This window comes from Clostridium carboxidivorans P7 (assembly GCF_001038625.1).
Taxonomy (GTDB): domain Bacteria; phylum Bacillota; class Clostridia; order Clostridiales; family Clostridiaceae; genus Clostridium_AM; species Clostridium_AM carboxidivorans.
In genome coordinates this window covers 3,370,230-3,387,521 of sequence record NZ_CP011803.1, presented here as the reverse complement: position 1 = coordinate 3,387,521, position 17,292 = coordinate 3,370,230, and the positions used below count along the sequence as shown (strand labels likewise).

Annotated in this window: 15 protein-coding genes; 6 read left to right on the top strand and 9 right to left on the bottom strand. The window is 28.6% G+C overall.

All coding sequences use genetic code 11. The annotated features are described in order from the left end of the window. The first annotated feature begins 102 nt into the window (after positions 1 to 102). Together Ccar_RS14815 and Ccar_RS14810 are read left to right on the top strand one after the other, a co-directional pair. A complete protein-coding gene (locus Ccar_RS14815) occupies positions 103 to 795 on the top strand; it encodes a response regulator transcription factor (protein WP_007064045.1) in 693 nt (230 codons plus the stop codon). Beyond that, complete coding sequence (locus Ccar_RS14810; RefSeq protein ID WP_242852197.1) at positions 779 to 2,938, top strand: sensor histidine kinase; 2,160 nt, start codon at positions 779 to 781, stop codon at positions 2,936 to 2,938. The genes Ccar_RS14815 and Ccar_RS14810 overlap by 17 nt, the downstream gene beginning before the upstream one ends. 132 nt (positions 2,939 to 3,070) lie before the next feature. Here Ccar_RS14810 and citF read toward each other — a convergent pair whose 3' ends face one another. The 4 genes from citF to Ccar_RS14790 are packed head-to-tail and all read right to left on the bottom strand — an operon-like array spanning position 3,071 to position 7,171. After that, positions 3,071 to 4,609, bottom strand: a complete 1,539-nt coding sequence (citF, locus tag Ccar_RS14805) for a citrate lyase subunit alpha (RefSeq protein ID WP_048030119.1) — start codon at positions 4,607 to 4,609, stop codon at positions 3,071 to 3,073. Between the two features lie 43 nt (positions 4,610 to 4,652). Further along, entirely contained in the window at positions 4,653 to 5,525 is an 873-nt protein-coding gene (locus Ccar_RS14800; RefSeq protein WP_007064317.1) for an HpcH/HpaI aldolase/citrate lyase family protein, read from the bottom strand. Positions 5,526 to 5,547: 22 nt separating this feature from the next. Then, positions 5,548 to 5,811 carry a citrate lyase acyl carrier protein gene (gene citD / locus Ccar_RS14795; protein WP_048030117.1) on the bottom strand — a complete coding sequence of 88 codons (264 nt, stop codon included), beginning with the start codon at positions 5,809 to 5,811 and terminating at the stop codon, positions 5,548 to 5,550. Positions 5,812 to 5,851: 40 nt separating this feature from the next. Beyond that, positions 5,852 to 7,171, bottom strand: coding sequence for a 2-hydroxycarboxylate transporter family protein (locus Ccar_RS14790; RefSeq protein WP_007062642.1), 1,320 nt, complete (start codon positions 7,169 to 7,171; stop codon positions 5,852 to 5,854). A gap of 349 nt (positions 7,172 to 7,520) precedes the next feature. Here Ccar_RS14790 and dcuS point away from each other — a divergent pair, with 349 nt between their 5' ends. Continuing rightward, positions 7,521 to 9,128, top strand: coding sequence for a DcuS/MalK family sensor histidine kinase (dcuS, locus tag Ccar_RS14785; protein WP_007062643.1), 1,608 nt, complete (start codon positions 7,521 to 7,523; stop codon positions 9,126 to 9,128). Continuing rightward, the gene (locus Ccar_RS14780) at positions 9,125 to 9,820 is read left to right on the top strand and encodes a response regulator (protein ID WP_007062644.1); all 696 of its coding nucleotides are present in this window, start codon (positions 9,125 to 9,127) and stop codon (positions 9,818 to 9,820) included. The genes dcuS and Ccar_RS14780 overlap by 4 nt, the downstream gene beginning before the upstream one ends. Before the next feature lie 127 nt (positions 9,821 to 9,947). On the opposite strand, the gene Ccar_RS14775 is transcribed toward Ccar_RS14780, so the two are convergent. The 5 genes from Ccar_RS14775 to Ccar_RS14755 form a co-directional block, all read right to left on the bottom strand. Further along, positions 9,948 to 10,295, bottom strand: coding sequence for a DUF6483 family protein (locus Ccar_RS14775; protein ID WP_007064825.1), 348 nt, complete (start codon positions 10,293 to 10,295; stop codon positions 9,948 to 9,950). Positions 10,296 to 10,386: 91 nt separating this feature from the next. Beyond that, positions 10,387 to 12,225, bottom strand: coding sequence for a serine hydrolase (locus Ccar_RS14770; RefSeq protein ID WP_237737349.1), 1,839 nt, complete (start codon positions 12,223 to 12,225; stop codon positions 10,387 to 10,389). Positions 12,226 to 12,275: 50 nt separating this feature from the next. Beyond that, entirely contained in the window at positions 12,276 to 12,989 is a 714-nt protein-coding gene (locus Ccar_RS14765; protein ID WP_007062647.1) for an ABC transporter permease, read from the bottom strand. Beyond that, a complete protein-coding gene (locus Ccar_RS14760) occupies positions 12,990 to 13,835 on the bottom strand; it encodes an ABC transporter ATP-binding protein (protein WP_007062648.1) in 846 nt (281 codons plus the stop codon). Positions 13,836 to 14,063: 228 nt separating this feature from the next. Further along, a complete protein-coding gene (locus Ccar_RS14755) occupies positions 14,064 to 15,095 on the bottom strand; it encodes a LytTR family transcriptional regulator DNA-binding domain-containing protein (protein ID WP_007062649.1) in 1,032 nt (343 codons plus the stop codon). Positions 15,096 to 15,326: 231 nt separating this feature from the next. Here Ccar_RS14755 and Ccar_RS14750 point away from each other — a divergent pair, with 231 nt between their 5' ends. Then, complete coding sequence (locus Ccar_RS14750; RefSeq protein WP_007062650.1) at positions 15,327 to 16,631, top strand: hypothetical protein; 1,305 nt, start codon at positions 15,327 to 15,329, stop codon at positions 16,629 to 16,631. Positions 16,632 to 16,989: 358 nt separating this feature from the next. Then, on the top strand, positions 16,990 to 17,271 hold the full coding sequence (eutM, locus tag Ccar_RS14745; protein WP_007062651.1) for an ethanolamine utilization microcompartment protein EutM: 282 nt from the start codon (positions 16,990 to 16,992) through the stop codon (positions 17,269 to 17,271). The last annotated feature ends 21 nt before the right edge of the window (positions 17,272 to 17,292 follow it).

Sequence of the window (17,292 nt, the reverse complement as noted above, 5' to 3'; positions counted from 1 at the left end):
TTGATAAGTTATTTGTAAAAATTCTCTAGTATAATTAATTTGTAGCCGAAGCAAAGGAGGGATTAAAAATGATATAATTTATAAAGAAAGGTGGAAGAGAATATGGAAAAGTACAATGTTTTAGTTGTAGATGATGAAGAAGAAATAACTGAAGCAATAGAAATTTATTTAAAAAATGAAGGTATAAGAGTGTTTAAAGCTAAAGATGGCATAGACGCTTTAATGCTTTTGGAGGAAGAAGAAATTCATCTTATTATAATGGATATTATGATGCCAAGAATGGATGGAATTAAGGCTACATTTAAAATAAGGGAAAGTAAAAATATTCCTATAATAATGCTTTCTGCAAAATCTGAAGATATGGACAAGATATTAGGGCTTAATGTTGGAGCAGACGATTATATGACCAAACCTTTTAATGCTTTAGAGTTAGTAGCCAGAGTTAAGTCTCAACTTAGAAGATATATAAATTTAGGAAATTATAAAGAAAACAATGATAAAATTGTTATCAAAGGTTTAGTTTTGGATAAGAAGACAAAGATGGTAACTGTGGATGGAGAAGAAATAAGACTTACAGCTATTGAGTATAGAATATTAGAGCTGTTAATGGACAATAAAGGAAGGGTATTTTCTATTGAAGAAATATATGAAAAAGCTTGGAAGCAGCCTTATTATAATGGAGAAAATACTGTAGCAGTACATATAAGAAGAATAAGAGAAAAAATAGAGATTAATCCAAGAGAACCGAGATACTTAAAGGTGGTGTGGGGAATTGGGTATAAAATTGAAAAATAAATTTGTATATATTTGTTTGTGTGTTTTAGGAATATATGCAGCTGCATTTTCTATATTGTCAGCATGTGATGTTGTTAAAAATGCTAGCTACATTAAGAATAAAACTTATTTTAATAGTTATCAATTTGGACAAGAAATATATAGCTACTGTGAAAACTTAAGTAATTTTTATGTACATTATAAAGATTATAATGATAAATTTGGAGAAAATAAAGCTAGTAAAGAAGATATAGAAGGATTAAGGCTATTTTATGAAGATAAGTTAAAAAATCAACAAACTGAAATCGAAAATAAATATAATAATGATATACAAGAAGCACAAAGGATTTCAGATAAAGATAAAGTTAATAAATTACTGGATGAAAAAAATAAAAAACTTGAAGAAGTAAAAAAGGAAAACACTAAAACTGATGAAGAACTTAAGAATGAAGTTGCATCAAGATATGACAAAGATTATGAAGCCATTAAAAAAAGCGTGCAAAATAGAAATGATATAAAATATTATATTAAAAATACAAAAACAAATGAAATATATCATAACTTAACAGGGCAGGATACAATTCAAGAATATATACAAAAAGAATCACTTTTTACTATTGAGTTTCCATTGAAAAGCATTGAAGATAAACAATTTCAAAATACTAATTCCATGTTTAAAAATTTTTCATGGGAAGGGTATATTATGATTCCAAAACAATCATATTCTAATAATTATATATTAGAAAATTATCAATATTACAATTCTGTTAGAAGCAGAATTATTAAAGAAATGATAATGGGATGTGGTTCATTTATTATAGCTCTTTTAGTATTAATAGGCATAAAAAAGGATAAAAGCTTAAAAATAGCTTTTCAAGAAAAAGCAGGAAGTTTATATAAAAAATTACCTATAGATTTAGGTGTGCTTGTATTTTGTATTTATACAATTATAATGTTAGGCTATATGATGCATATTAGCTTTTTTTATAAACCATTAGGAATTAAACACTTTATTAAGCTTACAATTGTCAGTATATATACTGCATATGTGGTATTATATGTTAAAAACAATATAATACCTATAAAAAATAAAAAGGAATTTTTAAATGAATGGAATAAAAGTTTAATTCACAGTTTAACTAATGCTGCTAAAAGAAGTTTTATAGGAAGAAATTTGAAGCTTCAGATTTTAGTTATTACAATTATTACAACTATACTTGCTTCGTTTACATTTTTATTAGTAGTGATGTCACCACGTACTATAATACTAGGATTTATAATAGGTATACTGTATATAACCTTGATTTTACGTATTATGTTTAAAAAGGTAGATTATTTAAATGAAATATTAAAGGGAACTAAAGAAATAGCTTCAGGAAATTTAAACTATGTTATAAAAGAAAAAGGAGAAAATCACCTATCAAAAATAGCTCATAATATTAATAACATAAAAGTAGGATATAAAAAGTCCTTGCAAAGTCAGGTAAAAAGCGAGAGACTTAAGTCGGAACTCATAACAAATGTTTCTCATGATTTAAAAACACCTCTTACATCTATAATAAACTATATAAATTTATTAAAAAAAGAAGGATTATCAGAAGATGAAATTAAAGGATATATCGGGGTTTTAGATAGAAAATCGGAAAGACTTAAAGTCCTTATAGAGGATTTGTTTGAAGCATCAAAAATGTCTAGTGGTTCAGTTGAATTAAATATAGAAAAAGTTGATGTAGCAGCTTTATTAGAGCAGTCTATAGCAGAATTAGATGAGAAAATTAAAAAGGCTTCATTAACTCTTAGGGTTAAATATTCAAATAAGCATATTTATGCTAATTTGGATGGAAAAAAAACCTGGAGAGTATTTGAAAACTTAATAAATAACATTATAAAATATTCAGCACCTAATACTAGAGTATATATTAATTTAATGGAAGAAGATAATAAAATTTTAATTGTCATGAAAAATATTTCTTCTTATGAAATGGATTTTGATGCAGAAGAAATCTTCGAAAGATTTAAAAGGGGGGATAAATCAAGAAATACAGAAGGATCAGGATTAGGACTTGCTATTGCAAAAAGTATTGTAGAGCTCCAAGGTGGCAAACTTAATATAGAAATTGATGGAGATCTTTTTAAGGCTATAGTTCAATTTAGCCAAGCTTAAAAAAATTTTTATGTAAACTGGAAATGGAAGAAAGCGCTCTTTCTCACAATAATTTCAGATGATTGATTTGAAGTTATTACAAAGAAGAGCGCTTTTTTATATTTAACAAAAATACCATTTGAAGAATTTTTCCTATAATGGTTTTCTAACTACATCTATTATAGTACCATCTCTATATTCTACTATTGCAACGACCTGGTCTGTAAATTCTATAGGTGATGGCTTTCCTGTCATATTTTCAGCTAAATCTTTTAGTTCTTCTATTGTCATAACAGGTAAGTTTTTAGCTTTTAATTTTTCTATTAAATCCTTTCTTATTGGATTTACAGCTATACCTCTTTCAGTAACTACTACATCTATGCTTTCTCCTGGAGTTGTAACTGTAGTAACCTTATCCTTTATAATTGGAAGTCTTCCTTTTATAAGATTTGTAACTACTATAGCAAGTTTTGCTCCTGCTGCAGTATCACTGTGTCCACCTGAACCTCCCATTATTATTCCATCAGAACCTGTTGTTACATTTACATTGAAATTTGTATCTATTTCTGTAGCTCCAAGTATCATTACATCTAAGTTATTTACTACAGCTCCTTTATTATGAGGATTCCCATACATTGATCCGCTCATACCTTGATGTTTAGGATTATTTCTATAGGATTCTACAGCCTTTAAATCAAAGCACTGTACATCAAATATATTTCTAAATAATCCTTCTTCAAGCATATCTACAATATAACCTGTTATTCCACCTGCTGCAAAACTTCCTGTTACTTTCTTATCTCTCATTATTTCTTTTAAGTTTTCTGCTACTGCAAGGGAGGTTCCTCCTGCTCCTGTTTGAAATGACATTCCATCCTTTACAAGTCCTGAAGCTTCCATAACCTTTGATGCCATTTTAGCTATTTTAAGTCCTACAGGGTCCTTTGTAATTTTTGTAGTACCTGATACAATACCTGCTGGATTTCCTATGGAATCAACTTTAACTACATAATCTACATAAGTTTGATTGATCTCAATAGGACATGCTGGGTAAGGAACAAGGTTATCAGTAATTGCTATTACCTTATCTGCATATTCAGCATCAGATACAGCATATCCTAATGAACCACAAGCAGCATTTCCATAAACTCCATTTATGTTTCCATAAGTATCTGCAGTTGGTGCTCCTATGAATGCTACATCTATATGTAAATCTCCACTTTCTATAGCTCTTGGTCTTCCACCATGAGTCATCATTACTGCTGTTTTTTTTAAGTATCCCTTTGATATAGCTTCTGCCACAGGTCCTGACATATAGTTTGCAACTATTCCTGTTACAACACCCCTCTTCATATATTCTACTAAGGGCTCATGTATTGGGAATATAGAACTTGCTGCTACAGTAATGTCTTTTATTCCTCTTTTTGAAATAGCATACATTACATTATTAAGTATGAAATCTCCATTTCTTAAATGATGGTGAAAAGATATAGTCATTCCATCCTTTATTTCTACTTTATCTAAAGCTTCTTCTATGCTGTTTAATACTTTATCTTCTCCCGGTTTTACTGAACTTACCTTTACACCTACTTTTTCTTTAACACCACAATTTGAAAAAGCTCCTTGAAAAGGCTTTACTTCCCTATAGCCTTCTATATTATCAGGAATTTCTCTTCCTAGTACATTTTTCATAGTAATACCTCACTTTTTCCAGATTTAATCTAACACATATTAATTAAATAAGACCTAATAATTTAGCCAATTCTACAGTAGTTACTGCTCTGTTTATTACAGGTGCATCTACCATTTTTCCATCTAAAGAAAATACTCCTAATCCCTTAGCTTTAGCTTCATCTCTAGCTTCTAATACTCTTACTGCATGCTTTATTTCAGCTTCTGTTGGTTCAAATACTGAATGTATAGTGTCTATTTGTCTTGGATTTATGGATGATTTTCCAGTGAAACCTATACTCTTGGCTTTAAATGTATCTTTTCTTAATCCTTCATAATCATTAGTATCTGTAAAAGGAGTATCTATAGCATCTACTCTAGAAGCTCTACAAGCTGTAGACACTCTGTTTCTTGCATAAAATATTTCTTCTCCTTCTTTTGTTCTCTTAATTCCAAAGTCTGAAGTTAAATCCTCTGCTCCCAAAAGTACACCTACTACTCTTTTTGATGCTTTTATTATGCTGTACACATTTTCCAAGCCATAAGCTGTTTCTACAATTGGAATAAGTTTTATATGATTGTCTTCAAATTTTTCTTCACTTTCAATTTTAGAAAGCATTTTATCTATAGTTTCAAGCTGTTCTTCTGTAGCTTTCGGAATCATTAATGCATCTGGCTTAACTCTAGCTATAGTATCTATATCCTTTGGTCCATATTCAGTATCTAGTGGATTTACTCTTACTACTAGTTCTACTGCTGAATAATCTATAAATTTTATAGCTTCACTAACAAGTCTTCTTGCACTATCCTTTTCTGTAAGACTTACTGCATCTTCTAAATCAAGTATTACTGAATCAGCTCCAAGTATTGGTGCACTTTGAAGCATTCCAGGGTTGTTGCCAGGCATAAAAAGCATTGTTCTTCTTAGTCTTTTCATATATCTCACCTCAATTTTAAATTTACATTGCTCTTTCTATAGCTGTTTGAACTCTCGCTTTTATTGTATAATCTAATGCTCCTTTATCCTGAGCCTTTATAGTTATACTTTCTATTCCTAATTCTTTTACTTTTTTTAGTATAGTTTTTTCTATTTGTTTTCCAAACTGCTTCATTACTATACTTTCAAGTTCTAAGTCTACTTTTCCATCTTCATTTGGTGCAACCATAATCATTATGTCATTTGATTCTAGTGTACCTGCTTTGGCTACCTTCTCTATATTCATAATAAGTGAAACCTCCTAATGTTAACGATTTAATATGAAATTAAACAAAAAGTTTTAATAATATAGTGGCTAATATAACTGTTCCAGCACCACCAAGTCTTGTGGATACTTGAGAAAATGGCATTAATTCCATACGATTTGCGCCAGATAGTATAGCAACGTCTCCTGTTCCACCAAGGCCGCTGTGACATGAGGTAACAAGTGCTGATTCTATTGGATACATATTCATTGCTTTACCAACATAGAAACCAGAGGTAACCATGGCTGTAACAGATGCAATGCAAATAGCAATATATCCAGGTGTAACTGTTGCTATTAAGCTGCTCCAAGGAGTATAAACAACACCAACACCTATTAGTAAAGGCCATGTAAGAGTTTTGCTTACTAAGCTATATATTTGGTGAGCACCTAATTCTATATGCTTAGGTAATAATTTTAGATATTTTACAATAGCAGCTGTAATTATCATTATTATTGCACCTGGTATACCTATAAATTTGCTTAAAAATGTACCAAATATGAAGAAAGTACAAGCAATTAGGAATCCGGCCCCCATAAGTTTAAAATCTATTGGTTTTTCTTCAGTTTTAGCTTGAAGTATGTCTTGATCATCACCAGTTTTTACTAGTACACCATTTCCTGTAAGTTTAGGCTTCTTTATAGCTATACGCATTAATAAACCAGAAATCATTATAGCAATTACATTACCAATCATAGCTGCAGGGACAAGTTTAGCAACAAGATCATTTTGAGAACCATGTATTATGCCAGAGTATCCTACAGAAAGTGGCAATATTCCTTCTCCTATACCTCCAGAAACAATTGGAGCAATTACGAAGAAAAATGATTTATATGGAGTATATCCGAACAATAAACCTATAATAATTCCGCCTATTGCAGCACATATTGTTCCTACTACTAAAGGTACAAACATTTTTACAAATCCTTTTATCATAACTTTTCTGTTCATTCCAAGAATACTTCCAACCACTAAAACAGAAATGTATAAGTATAAGAAATTTGAAGTTTTCATTAGTGCAGTAATTGATTTTATAGCAGTTGGGTCCAGCAATTTATAATAAACTAAAGCTGAGGGTATGAATATAGTACAAATTGCAGGTCCTCCTATATTTTTTAAAACAGGAACTCTCGCTCCAATTTCACCAAGTAATAATCCCATTACCATTACTACGGCAAATCCACCAATCATGTCTATTGGCAGCAGTTTGTAGTGACAAGAAAGGAAAATTATAATTGAGATTGCAATAAATAAAGGTATAGGAATTTCACCTATTTTAAATTGCAGTATTTTTGAAAATAAGTTATCAGTGTTTCTAGGTACGTCTGTAGTCGTTTGCATAAAAATCACTCCTTAAATATTTTTTATTAAAAAGTAGATTATTCACGTTAAGGCCTCAATTTTTGAAAATAGAATTATTTAAACGTTATCATAATGAATTCTACTGCCTTAAGCATGAAGTAATTTATATCTTGATTATATAAATTAAAACAAATATTTAATAGTTTATTGAATTTTAATAATAGTTTTGTAACTAAAGTAATCAGAAAAATATGAAATTATATTATAAAAAGTGATACATATTGATATATGTTTATATTTATGAAGTTTGATAAAGAAAAAAATATTTGTTATAATTTGAAGAAAATATGATTATTATAAGAACTTTACAATAATAGTGGAGATTATTATGAAATTTAATAAAGTTAATTTAGGATTACAAACTAGAATATTACTTTTGGTTTGCAGTGTTGTAGCTGCAGTATTACTGGTAACAGATATTTTTGTAAGTGAAAAGGTAACTTATATTACTAAAAAGCATTTAGAAGATAAATCAATGGAAACTGCTCATATTGTTGCTAAATCATCAATAGTTATTAATGGATTGAATAATCCAAAGGATGAAAAAAGTATTCAAGAATATGCAAACGAAATTAAAAATATAGCTAATGTGGAATTTGTAGTAGTAACTGATATGAATGGAGTTAGAAAATCCCACCCTGATGCATCTAAATTAGATAAGAAGATTGTAGGTGGAGATGATGAAAATGCACTTAAAGGACAAGAATATGTGTCAATGTCACAGGGAACTTTAGGTAAATCATTAAGAGCTTTTGTACCAGTATATAATAATAATGGTACTCAAGTTGGCATAGTAACTGTAGGAATTTTAATGGGAAATGTTGAACAAGCTGTAAAAGAAAGCAGACATGCTATTTATTTAGCAATAGAAATAGGATCTTTAATAGGTTTAATTGGTGCAATAATGTTAGCAAGAAATGTAAAAAAAACTATGTTTGGATTAGAGCCTTCAGCTATTGCAAAGATTTTAAAAGAGAGAAATGCCATGCTTAAATCTGTAAGAGAAGGTGTTATAGCTGTAGATAAAAATGGTTTTATTACCGTTGTAAATGATGAAGCTTTAAAGATACTTAATAAGGTAGGTATTACAGAAAGTCCTATTGGAAATGAAGCAGAGAAATTTATTCCTAACAGTAATATAGGTAGGGTGCTTAAAACTGGGAATGCAGAATTAGATCAAGAACAAGAGCTTAATGGAATAAGATTAATTGCTAATTGTACACCTATAATTGTAAACGATAAATTGGAAGGTGCCATATCTACTTTTCGTGATAAAACAGAAATTAAGCTTCTTGCAGAACAGCTTACTGGAGTAAAGTTATATGCTGATGCACTTAGAGCACAAACTCACGAATTTATGAACAAACTCCAAGTAATATTAGGAATGATACATATGAAATGTTATAATGAACTTTCAGAATATATTAAAGGTATTGCAAATAATTATCAATCTGAAATTGGATTTCTTATAAAACATATAAAAGATCCTGTATTAGCTGGTTTCATTTTAGGAAAGTTAAGCTATGCAAGAGAGAGTAATATTATGTTAGAATTATCACCAGATTTTTTTGTACCAGAACCTAAAAATCCAGAAGTCACTCATGAGCTTATTTGTATAATAGGAAATATTATAGATAATTCTATTGATGCAGTAAGAAATACTGAAAATAAGTCAATAAACATAGATCTATTTTATGATGAAGAACATTTATACATTAAAATAAAAGATACTGGAGTAGGTATTAGTGAGAACTTAAAGCAAAAAATATTTTTAAAAGGTTATTCCACTAAGAAGAATACTAGAGGCTTTGGATTGTTTTTAGTAAAATCCAGTGTGGATAAATTACATGGCAAAATGGAGGTTACTTCAAAGATTAATGAAGGTACTACATTCGAAGTTTATTTACCCTATGAAAGCAAAGGTGATATTAGTTGATTAAGGTTTTAATTGTGGAAGATGATCCTATGGTTGCTGAATTTAATAAAAGATATTTAAACCAAATAGATGGCTTTGAGCTTGCCGCAATAGCTAATTCATTTGATGCTGCAATATCTGTTATTAAGCAGCAAGAAATTAATTTAATTCTTCTTGATATATTTATGCCTGGTATGAATGGACTTGATTTATTAGCTTATATAAGAAAGATAGATAATGAAGTAGATGTCATTTTAGTAACAGCTGCATGTGATGTGAGTACAATAAAGAAAGCTATGCACTATGGTGTTATAGATTATCTCATTAAACCATTTGAATTTGAAAGATTTAATACTTCTTTAAGAGCATATAGTGAAACTAGAAATTTTATAAATAAAAGGAATAAATTAAATCAACAAGAATTAGATGAACACATTTTTAATAAAGAAATTTTTACAACACCACAGCTTCCTAAAGGGTTAGATAAAAATACCTTAAAAAATGTATGGACAAACATACAAAAAATTAACGGAAAAACTTTTTCTACTGAAGAGATGGCTAAGATAGTAGGCATTTCTAGGGTGTCCATGCGTAAGTATCTGGAATTTTTAAAGAATATAGAAGTGCTGGATATGAAAGTGGAATATGGATCCATAGGTAGGCCTATATATAGATATAAATGTATTAATTCAGAATCTAATTTTTTATATTGATTATTTGTTGAAAAGGTTTCTAAACATAATTGATCAATAAGTTAGACACTTATTATAAAGTATCTAACTTATTTTATTAGTTTTTTAAATTATATTACTAAATCACAGAAAACTATAATTGATTTTCTTAATTTGGTTTAAATTTTTTTATATCTTCTAATCCCTGATAAATTTCTTCTTTTGAAAAGTTATTTTTAAGTAATTCTTCATCACTTTTCTTTAGCAATAGATTATAGAAATCACAGGATGCTTCGTATACTTCTGGTGAATTATTTTTTTCTAATTCGTGAAAAATTAGGTTTTCAGCTTCATTATAATTTCCTTTAATATATAAGCTTTTTAACACTATTTTAAATATGTCAATGGAACCCATTTGATCAATATTAATTGTTTCGCTGCTTTTTTCTTCTTTATTAAACAAAACTTTTGCACCTATTTTTCCAAGACCTTTCATAAGCTCTTCAAAATAATCCATAGCTTTAACCCTTCTTTATCTTTTATAAATTTGTATTAAATTTTATAGAGAATTAGAATATATGTCAAAATACAAGAAATAACTAAAAAATCTATTTTACCTTACTTGCACTATATTTAGCGCCTAATTGGTATAAATCAATACTAGTAACCTGTCCTTTTTCATTGGTATTAACAGTTAGAGTAGCATCAAAACTTCTGAAGTAAAATTTGTTTTTAGATTCAGCAAACATTTCACATTTTGGCTGGCCTACAAAGATAAAATAAAGATGCCCATCTTCACTTGTTATAGAACCAGTTACTCCCAAATCTTTAAAAGAATATTCTCCAGCATAATTATTTAATAAATTGTCATCAAGTTTTATTACTTCTTTTGCTTTTGGCATTTCATATTTAGCTCCAAGACATATATTGGTTAATGTATTACTTATTGAGTCTACATGATAATATCCTATATTGCTTAGTATAATTATAGTTAAATCTTTATCTGGTATTCTTTCTATATTGCTTGTAAATCCTAATACATTACCACCATGGTAAATTTCGTGCAAATCAGGTGAGTCATATATCATCCACCCATAACCATAATAGTCTAAATTATCACCCTCAGACATTGCTACATGTTTGGAAAACATTTTATCTAAGGTTTTTTCGGTCAATAATTTATGTTCCTTTAAGGATCTATCCCACTTATATAAGTCTTCTGTACAGGAATATAATGCACCTGCACCATAAAGAGCATTAAGTGATGACTTATCACTAATAGGTGAGACATCCAGATATCCATTATATCCATTAGAATTATAATTCTTTATTGGACCATTATACCCCATACCTGTATGGTTCATATTAAGAGGTTTAAAAATATTATTTTGAAGGTAATCAGCATAGCTCATTCCACTAACTTTTTCTACTATATATCCTAGTAAAATATAACCTGAATTAGAATATTGAAATTTAGTTCCAGGTTTAAAATAAAGTGGTTTATTCTTAAATAAGTTAATTATATTTTCAACTTTTTTAGAATCTTCAAGTTTCATATTTAAAAGTGTAGGAGTGACATCTGATAGACCAGATGTATGAGTAAGCAGATTGTCTATAGTTATTTTATCCCCATTTGGAAAATCAGGAATATACTTAGAAACTTTATCTTGCTCATTTATCAATCCTTTTTCAACTAATTGCATTATGGCTGTTGCTGTAAATTGTTTTGTCATTGAACCTATAGCAAAGGTTGTATAAGGTGTATTTTTAATGTTTTGATCAAAATTTGACATATTATAACCTTTGTCAAGAAGTATATTGCCTCCTTTGGCTACAAGAACACTTCCAGAGAAATTATAAAGCTTTTGCTCAGCAGTTAAATAATCATCTACTTTCTTAGAAATGTCCTTGTCACTTGAAAGACTTGAAGTATTACTAAAATAGGCTTCAGTATTTTTTTGAATATCAGATATATTTACTGTATTGCTGTCACTATCAAAGTCTACTACTTTATTAAGTACTTCACTAAAAAATTGTAAAGGTACAAATACTTCTACATTATTAACAAAGGATTTTACAGATAAATCAATAGAAGTACCATTTAAGGTTACATTTTTATCACCATTGTTAATTTTTATTGTACTTTTATTGCTTGTTATTGTAGCATATCCAGCTCCTATTTGAATATTTGAATTAGCATCCATTGCTTTTATTATAGGAGTAAGTGGAAGCATAACCTTTGAATTTGAATCAAAATAAGTATCATAACGGTTAACTGAAATAGGTTTTCCATTAAAATTAACTTTAATGGAATCTGATTGATATGCTGTAGCAACCGCAGTTGATTTTGTGCTGGCAGAAGTATCTTGTGCAGCACTTACAAAAGTTACATTAGAGCATGTAATAAAAATTGATATTAATAAATAGGAAAAAGTCTTTTTAAACATCATTTATCATCCTTTCTTATGTCCACGACTATGTATTTTAGCATTTAAATCTATTTATCCAAGCTCACTTTTTTATAAACAAAAACAAGTAAGAATGAAGAAACAATAAACCATACAAAAATGTTTAGTAAATTCAATTTTAAATCTAACAAACTTTTGCCTTCAGATATTTTATAAATTGCAACTAAAGCGTGATAAGTAAAGCAAAAATTCGCAATGTTTTTTAACGCAGAGCTGATTCCAGAAAACATAGGAACCAACATTAATATCATAATAATTGGAGTAGAGGCAATTCCTGTTTCCAATTGACTCTTGCAAAGAAGCCCAATTAGCAATCCTAAGATTATTATAGTAATAGATGAAATTAAGGATATTATTATATATAAAAATAGGTTAACATTGGGTGCGCTTACTATAAAAAATACAATCAAGCTTGAAACCATGCATGAAAGTAAGGAAATTAAAGATTTTCCAGTTAAAAATTCAATTGGAGAAAGAGGAGAAAGCATAAGTGTCCTTAAAGTATTTTTTTCTTTTTCTTCTGCAATTAAGCAGGCTGCAGATGAACATCCTACCATTGTCAAACTAAGAAGTAAGCATATTTCTAAGGAAGAGACTTTAGGAATTCTAGTTCCCATCATCTTACCATACAATATAGCAAACATAATAGGCATCATAAACATAACCAAAATATTTGGATTTTGAAAAAAATCTTTTAATTCTTTAATAAATAAGGCATTAACTCTTCTAATTGAAAAATCCATCTATAATCCCCTCCCGGTTAATTTTAAAAATATTTCTTCTAAATTTGGCTCCTTTGAATGAATGGATAATAATTGTCCACTTTTCATCCAGCTGTTTATTTTTTCTCCACCAGTTTCATCATTATTTATAGTTATTAAATCATCAATTCCTTTTAATCTAACTTCTATACAATCTTCAGCATACTTTTGCTTTAGTTTGAGAGGAGTATTCATTTCAACTATGGTACCTTCATTTAAAAAAGCTACTCTAGTACAAAGCTTATCTGCTTCTTCCATGTTGTGAGTGGTTAAGAATATAGTAGTAACACTTTTGTTAAGTTCTTTAAGAAGTTTATGAATTTCATTAGAAGTACCAGGGTCTAAGGATGAAGTAGGCTCGTCTAAAAATAAAAGTGAAGGCTTGTTAAGTACGGCTCTAGCTAGTAAAAGTCTTTGCTTCATTCCTTTAGACAACTTTTTAGCCTTAGTTCTTTTATCCTTTAATAGAGAAACTTTTTCTAAGACTTCATCTATGTGTTTTTCATCTATATCATATATCTTAGCAAATAATTGTAAGTTTTCATACACAGAAAGTCTTTCATATATTCCACTAGTATCAGTAAGAACTCCTATGTGTTTGAAAATGTTTCTATTTAAAGAATAGATATCTTCATTAAGAACTTTTCCTTCACCAGAAGAAGGCAAAAGCTGGGAAGTTAACATTTTAATTGTTGTAGTTTTGCCAGCACCACTAGGACCTAAAAAACCAAATATTTCTCCTGGTTTTATTTCAAAACTTAATCCACGTAATGCTTTTTTATCTTTGAAATTTTTTGTAATATTCTTCATTACAATTACATTGTCCATACCAAAGCTCCTTTCAAATATCATCTTATGGTTACATGCTTTGTTTACATTAACGATTATATGATATTTATAAGCATTGTTATATAAAATTTCCATGAAAGGAGCAAATAAGCTGCTAAATTATACATATTTCAGTATCAAGGCAGCTTTTAAAATGGTGAATATTACGTTAAAAAGATGTAACAGGAGAAATATAAGGGTTATTTAGATCAGCATTTTGAAGCACATCTAAAATTTTAAAATATCTTTCAGTTCATTCATTCTTCCTTTAGATAGAGGAATAGAAGTTTTGTTTTTATCATCTAATATAAGGCTAAAGCTATTTCTTGTCCATGTAACTACTTCTCTAACTCTTTGAAGGTTAACTAAGTAAGAACGATGACATCTAAAGAAACCAAAATGTTTTAATCTGTTTTCAAGTTCATTAAGTGTTAAGGTGCAAGGAAACTTTTCTTCACCAACATTTAAATAGCTTGTACCATTTAAACTTTCTATAGATATAATTTCTGTAGGGTTAAGCAAAATAATTTTTTCATCTATTTTTGCAGGAATTTTATCTACTTTAAAATATGGAGCGTCTAAAGATTCTTCATTATTGGATTTTTCATCAGTTTCATTAGTAGGTATATCTGTTTCAACAGTATTAAATCCTTTTTCATCTAAAATATAAGTTTCACAGCCTAACAAAATAATATCTTCTAATGATACAGAAGTAGCAAGAATGGAAATTCCTAAACTGCAAATGTAAGGTATGCATTCTCTTATTATTAAAGCACTTTCTCTATCAACATTTAATGTAGGTTCTTGTATTAAAATAAGTTTACTATTACTAAGTAAAGCACGCGCTATGCTTAGCCTTTTCTTTTGGGAATAAGTTAAAGACTTTATTTTTTTATTTGATATGTCAAATAAGCCTAACTTAATTAATATTTCTTTTATAGAAATTTTGGAGTTGTAAATTTTCTCAAAGAATTTCATGTAATCATAAATTTTTAACCTTTCATACATGCCTTCATTGCTAAATACAACAGCAATAATATTTTTTATATTAGTGCATTTACTAATTGGAGTGTTTTCTATATAAATGTTTCCTTTAGAGTAATTAGTTTTTCCTAAAATCAAACTAAAGAGAAGATTTGAAGTATCATTAGAACACTTTATACCTATACATTTTCCGTGATTTAAGGTCAAATTTAAATCATTTAATAATCTTAAATTTCCACATTCTTTTGATAAGTTTTCTATATTTAAAAGAGTCATTAATACACCACCTAAGAATAAAGTATATTTAGATTATACTATGAATTGGAAAAAAATTATATTGATAACGTATGCAATGGTGAAGTTATCTAAAGAGGATGAGATTATTATGGATGGTATCTATTGGATAAAAGGACATCTTAATAAAAAGTTTACAATTTTAATAAGGTTTTTTTAAGAAAATTTTAGTAGAATATGGTTTGAAGATTAATGCTGAGGGGTAAGTTACATATGATAAAAAAATACTTGCAAAGTGAGAACTACTATAAAATTACAATAATTTTAGGGATATTGTTATCTATTCTTTGGATAGTCCTGGTAGATACAAAACTAGAATCAGATTTTAAATATTATTATGAGATAGCAACAGATATAGCTAATGGTCTGTCTTGGGGAGATACTTATACATCAATAGGTTATTCTATTGTTTTGGGAGGCATATTTAAGTTATTTGGTGCTAGCTTATTAAAAGCTAAAATATTTAATATTGTTCTTACTTTTATATGTTATGTATGTTTCCTAAATATATTAAGAAGATTAGACATAATTGAAAAAGACAGAAGAATTATATTTGCATTATTTGTGTTTTTTCCAAACAATATATTTTACAATAGTATTCTTGCTACAGAAATATTGTTTACTATGATATTGCTCTTTATAACGCTTATTTACTTTAGTAAATGGAAATGCAAATATGTACTGATAGGTATTTTGTGTGGTTTAAATACTATGATAAAACCATTTTTTTTAGTATTTTTCTTTGCTGTATTTTTAATTGAATTTATTATGAATAAAAAGTTTTTGAGAGCATTAAGAAATTCTTTAATCATATTGGTTATGGCATCACTAGTAATAGCACCGTGGGTTTATAGAAATACTAAGATGATGGGCCAATTTACTTTTGTGTCCAATAATGGAGGAATAGTTCTATACATAAACAATAATTCAGAGAATAAGTTTGGAAGATGGATGCCAGTAGAAAATGTTAAAAATTCTATTGTAAAAACAAAAGAATATAAGGAAGCTAATGCTACAGAAAAAGATAAAATGTTAACTAAGGCAGCTAAGGATTGGATAAAAACTCATCCAATACGTTTTATAGAATTAGGATTTGAAAGGTTACTTAATAATTATTGTTTAGGCGATGATATTTTATATGTTGCATATGGAACTGGAATGAAAATTTATCTTATTATTATCTTATTTATATTAACTAATATTATAAGAAATATCATATTTATTCCTGCCATTATATACATTTTCAAAAGAGGACTTGCTATTTTAAAGGCTATTATTAAAAGAAAAGATTATGAACTAAATGAGTTTGAATTATATAATGTGGTTCTATTTTTTATGTTTAGCGCTATATACTTTTTAACAGAAGGACAAGGAAGATATGCTTTTCCAGAAATTTTTATAATGGTATATTCTTTTTACTATTTTAGAAAGGAACGCAAAATATTACAAAAAAATAAAATAATGCAGTCATCAGATATTGTTCAGCCTAATACTTCGTGTAAATCAAGGTCGTTATGATGATAGAGTAAGGATTATCTTAAAAATTAACTTTAAGATAATCCTTTTTTTAGTTATCCGATCGCTACCAGTGCTAATACCCCACCTTCTTCAGGTGGGAAATAAGCACTGCTACGCGCCTGGATAAGTTCTTCTAAGACTCAGATGAAGAGAGGTATTCCTCACAAGCAAACTCCATCTGAGTCTAAGAATCACTTGATTGAATTGAATATGTAAATAAATTACCAAAACAAGTAAAAATATTACTAATTATGAAGTCAATAAAATAAGGAAAGTAAACAAAATAATCAGAAAATTCTTACCTAATATATTATAAAATAAAAGAGTAAAAATAATTTAAATTTATGGAGGTGCTTTTATGGGACAAGAAGCATTGGGAATGATAGAAACAAAAGGACTAGTAGGAGCAATCGAGGCAGCAGATTCAATGGTAAAGGCAGCAAATGTAGCTCTTATAGGATATGAAAAGATTGGATCAGGACTTGTAACAGTTATGGTAAGAGGAGATGTAGGTGCAGTAAAGGCAGCTACAGATGCTGGAGCAGCTTCCGCTAAACGTGTAGGAGAAGTAGTATCTGTACATGTAATTCCAAGACCACATACTGATGTAGAAAAAATATTACCTAAAGTAATAGAATAATATTTTTAAGGGGTAATGAAT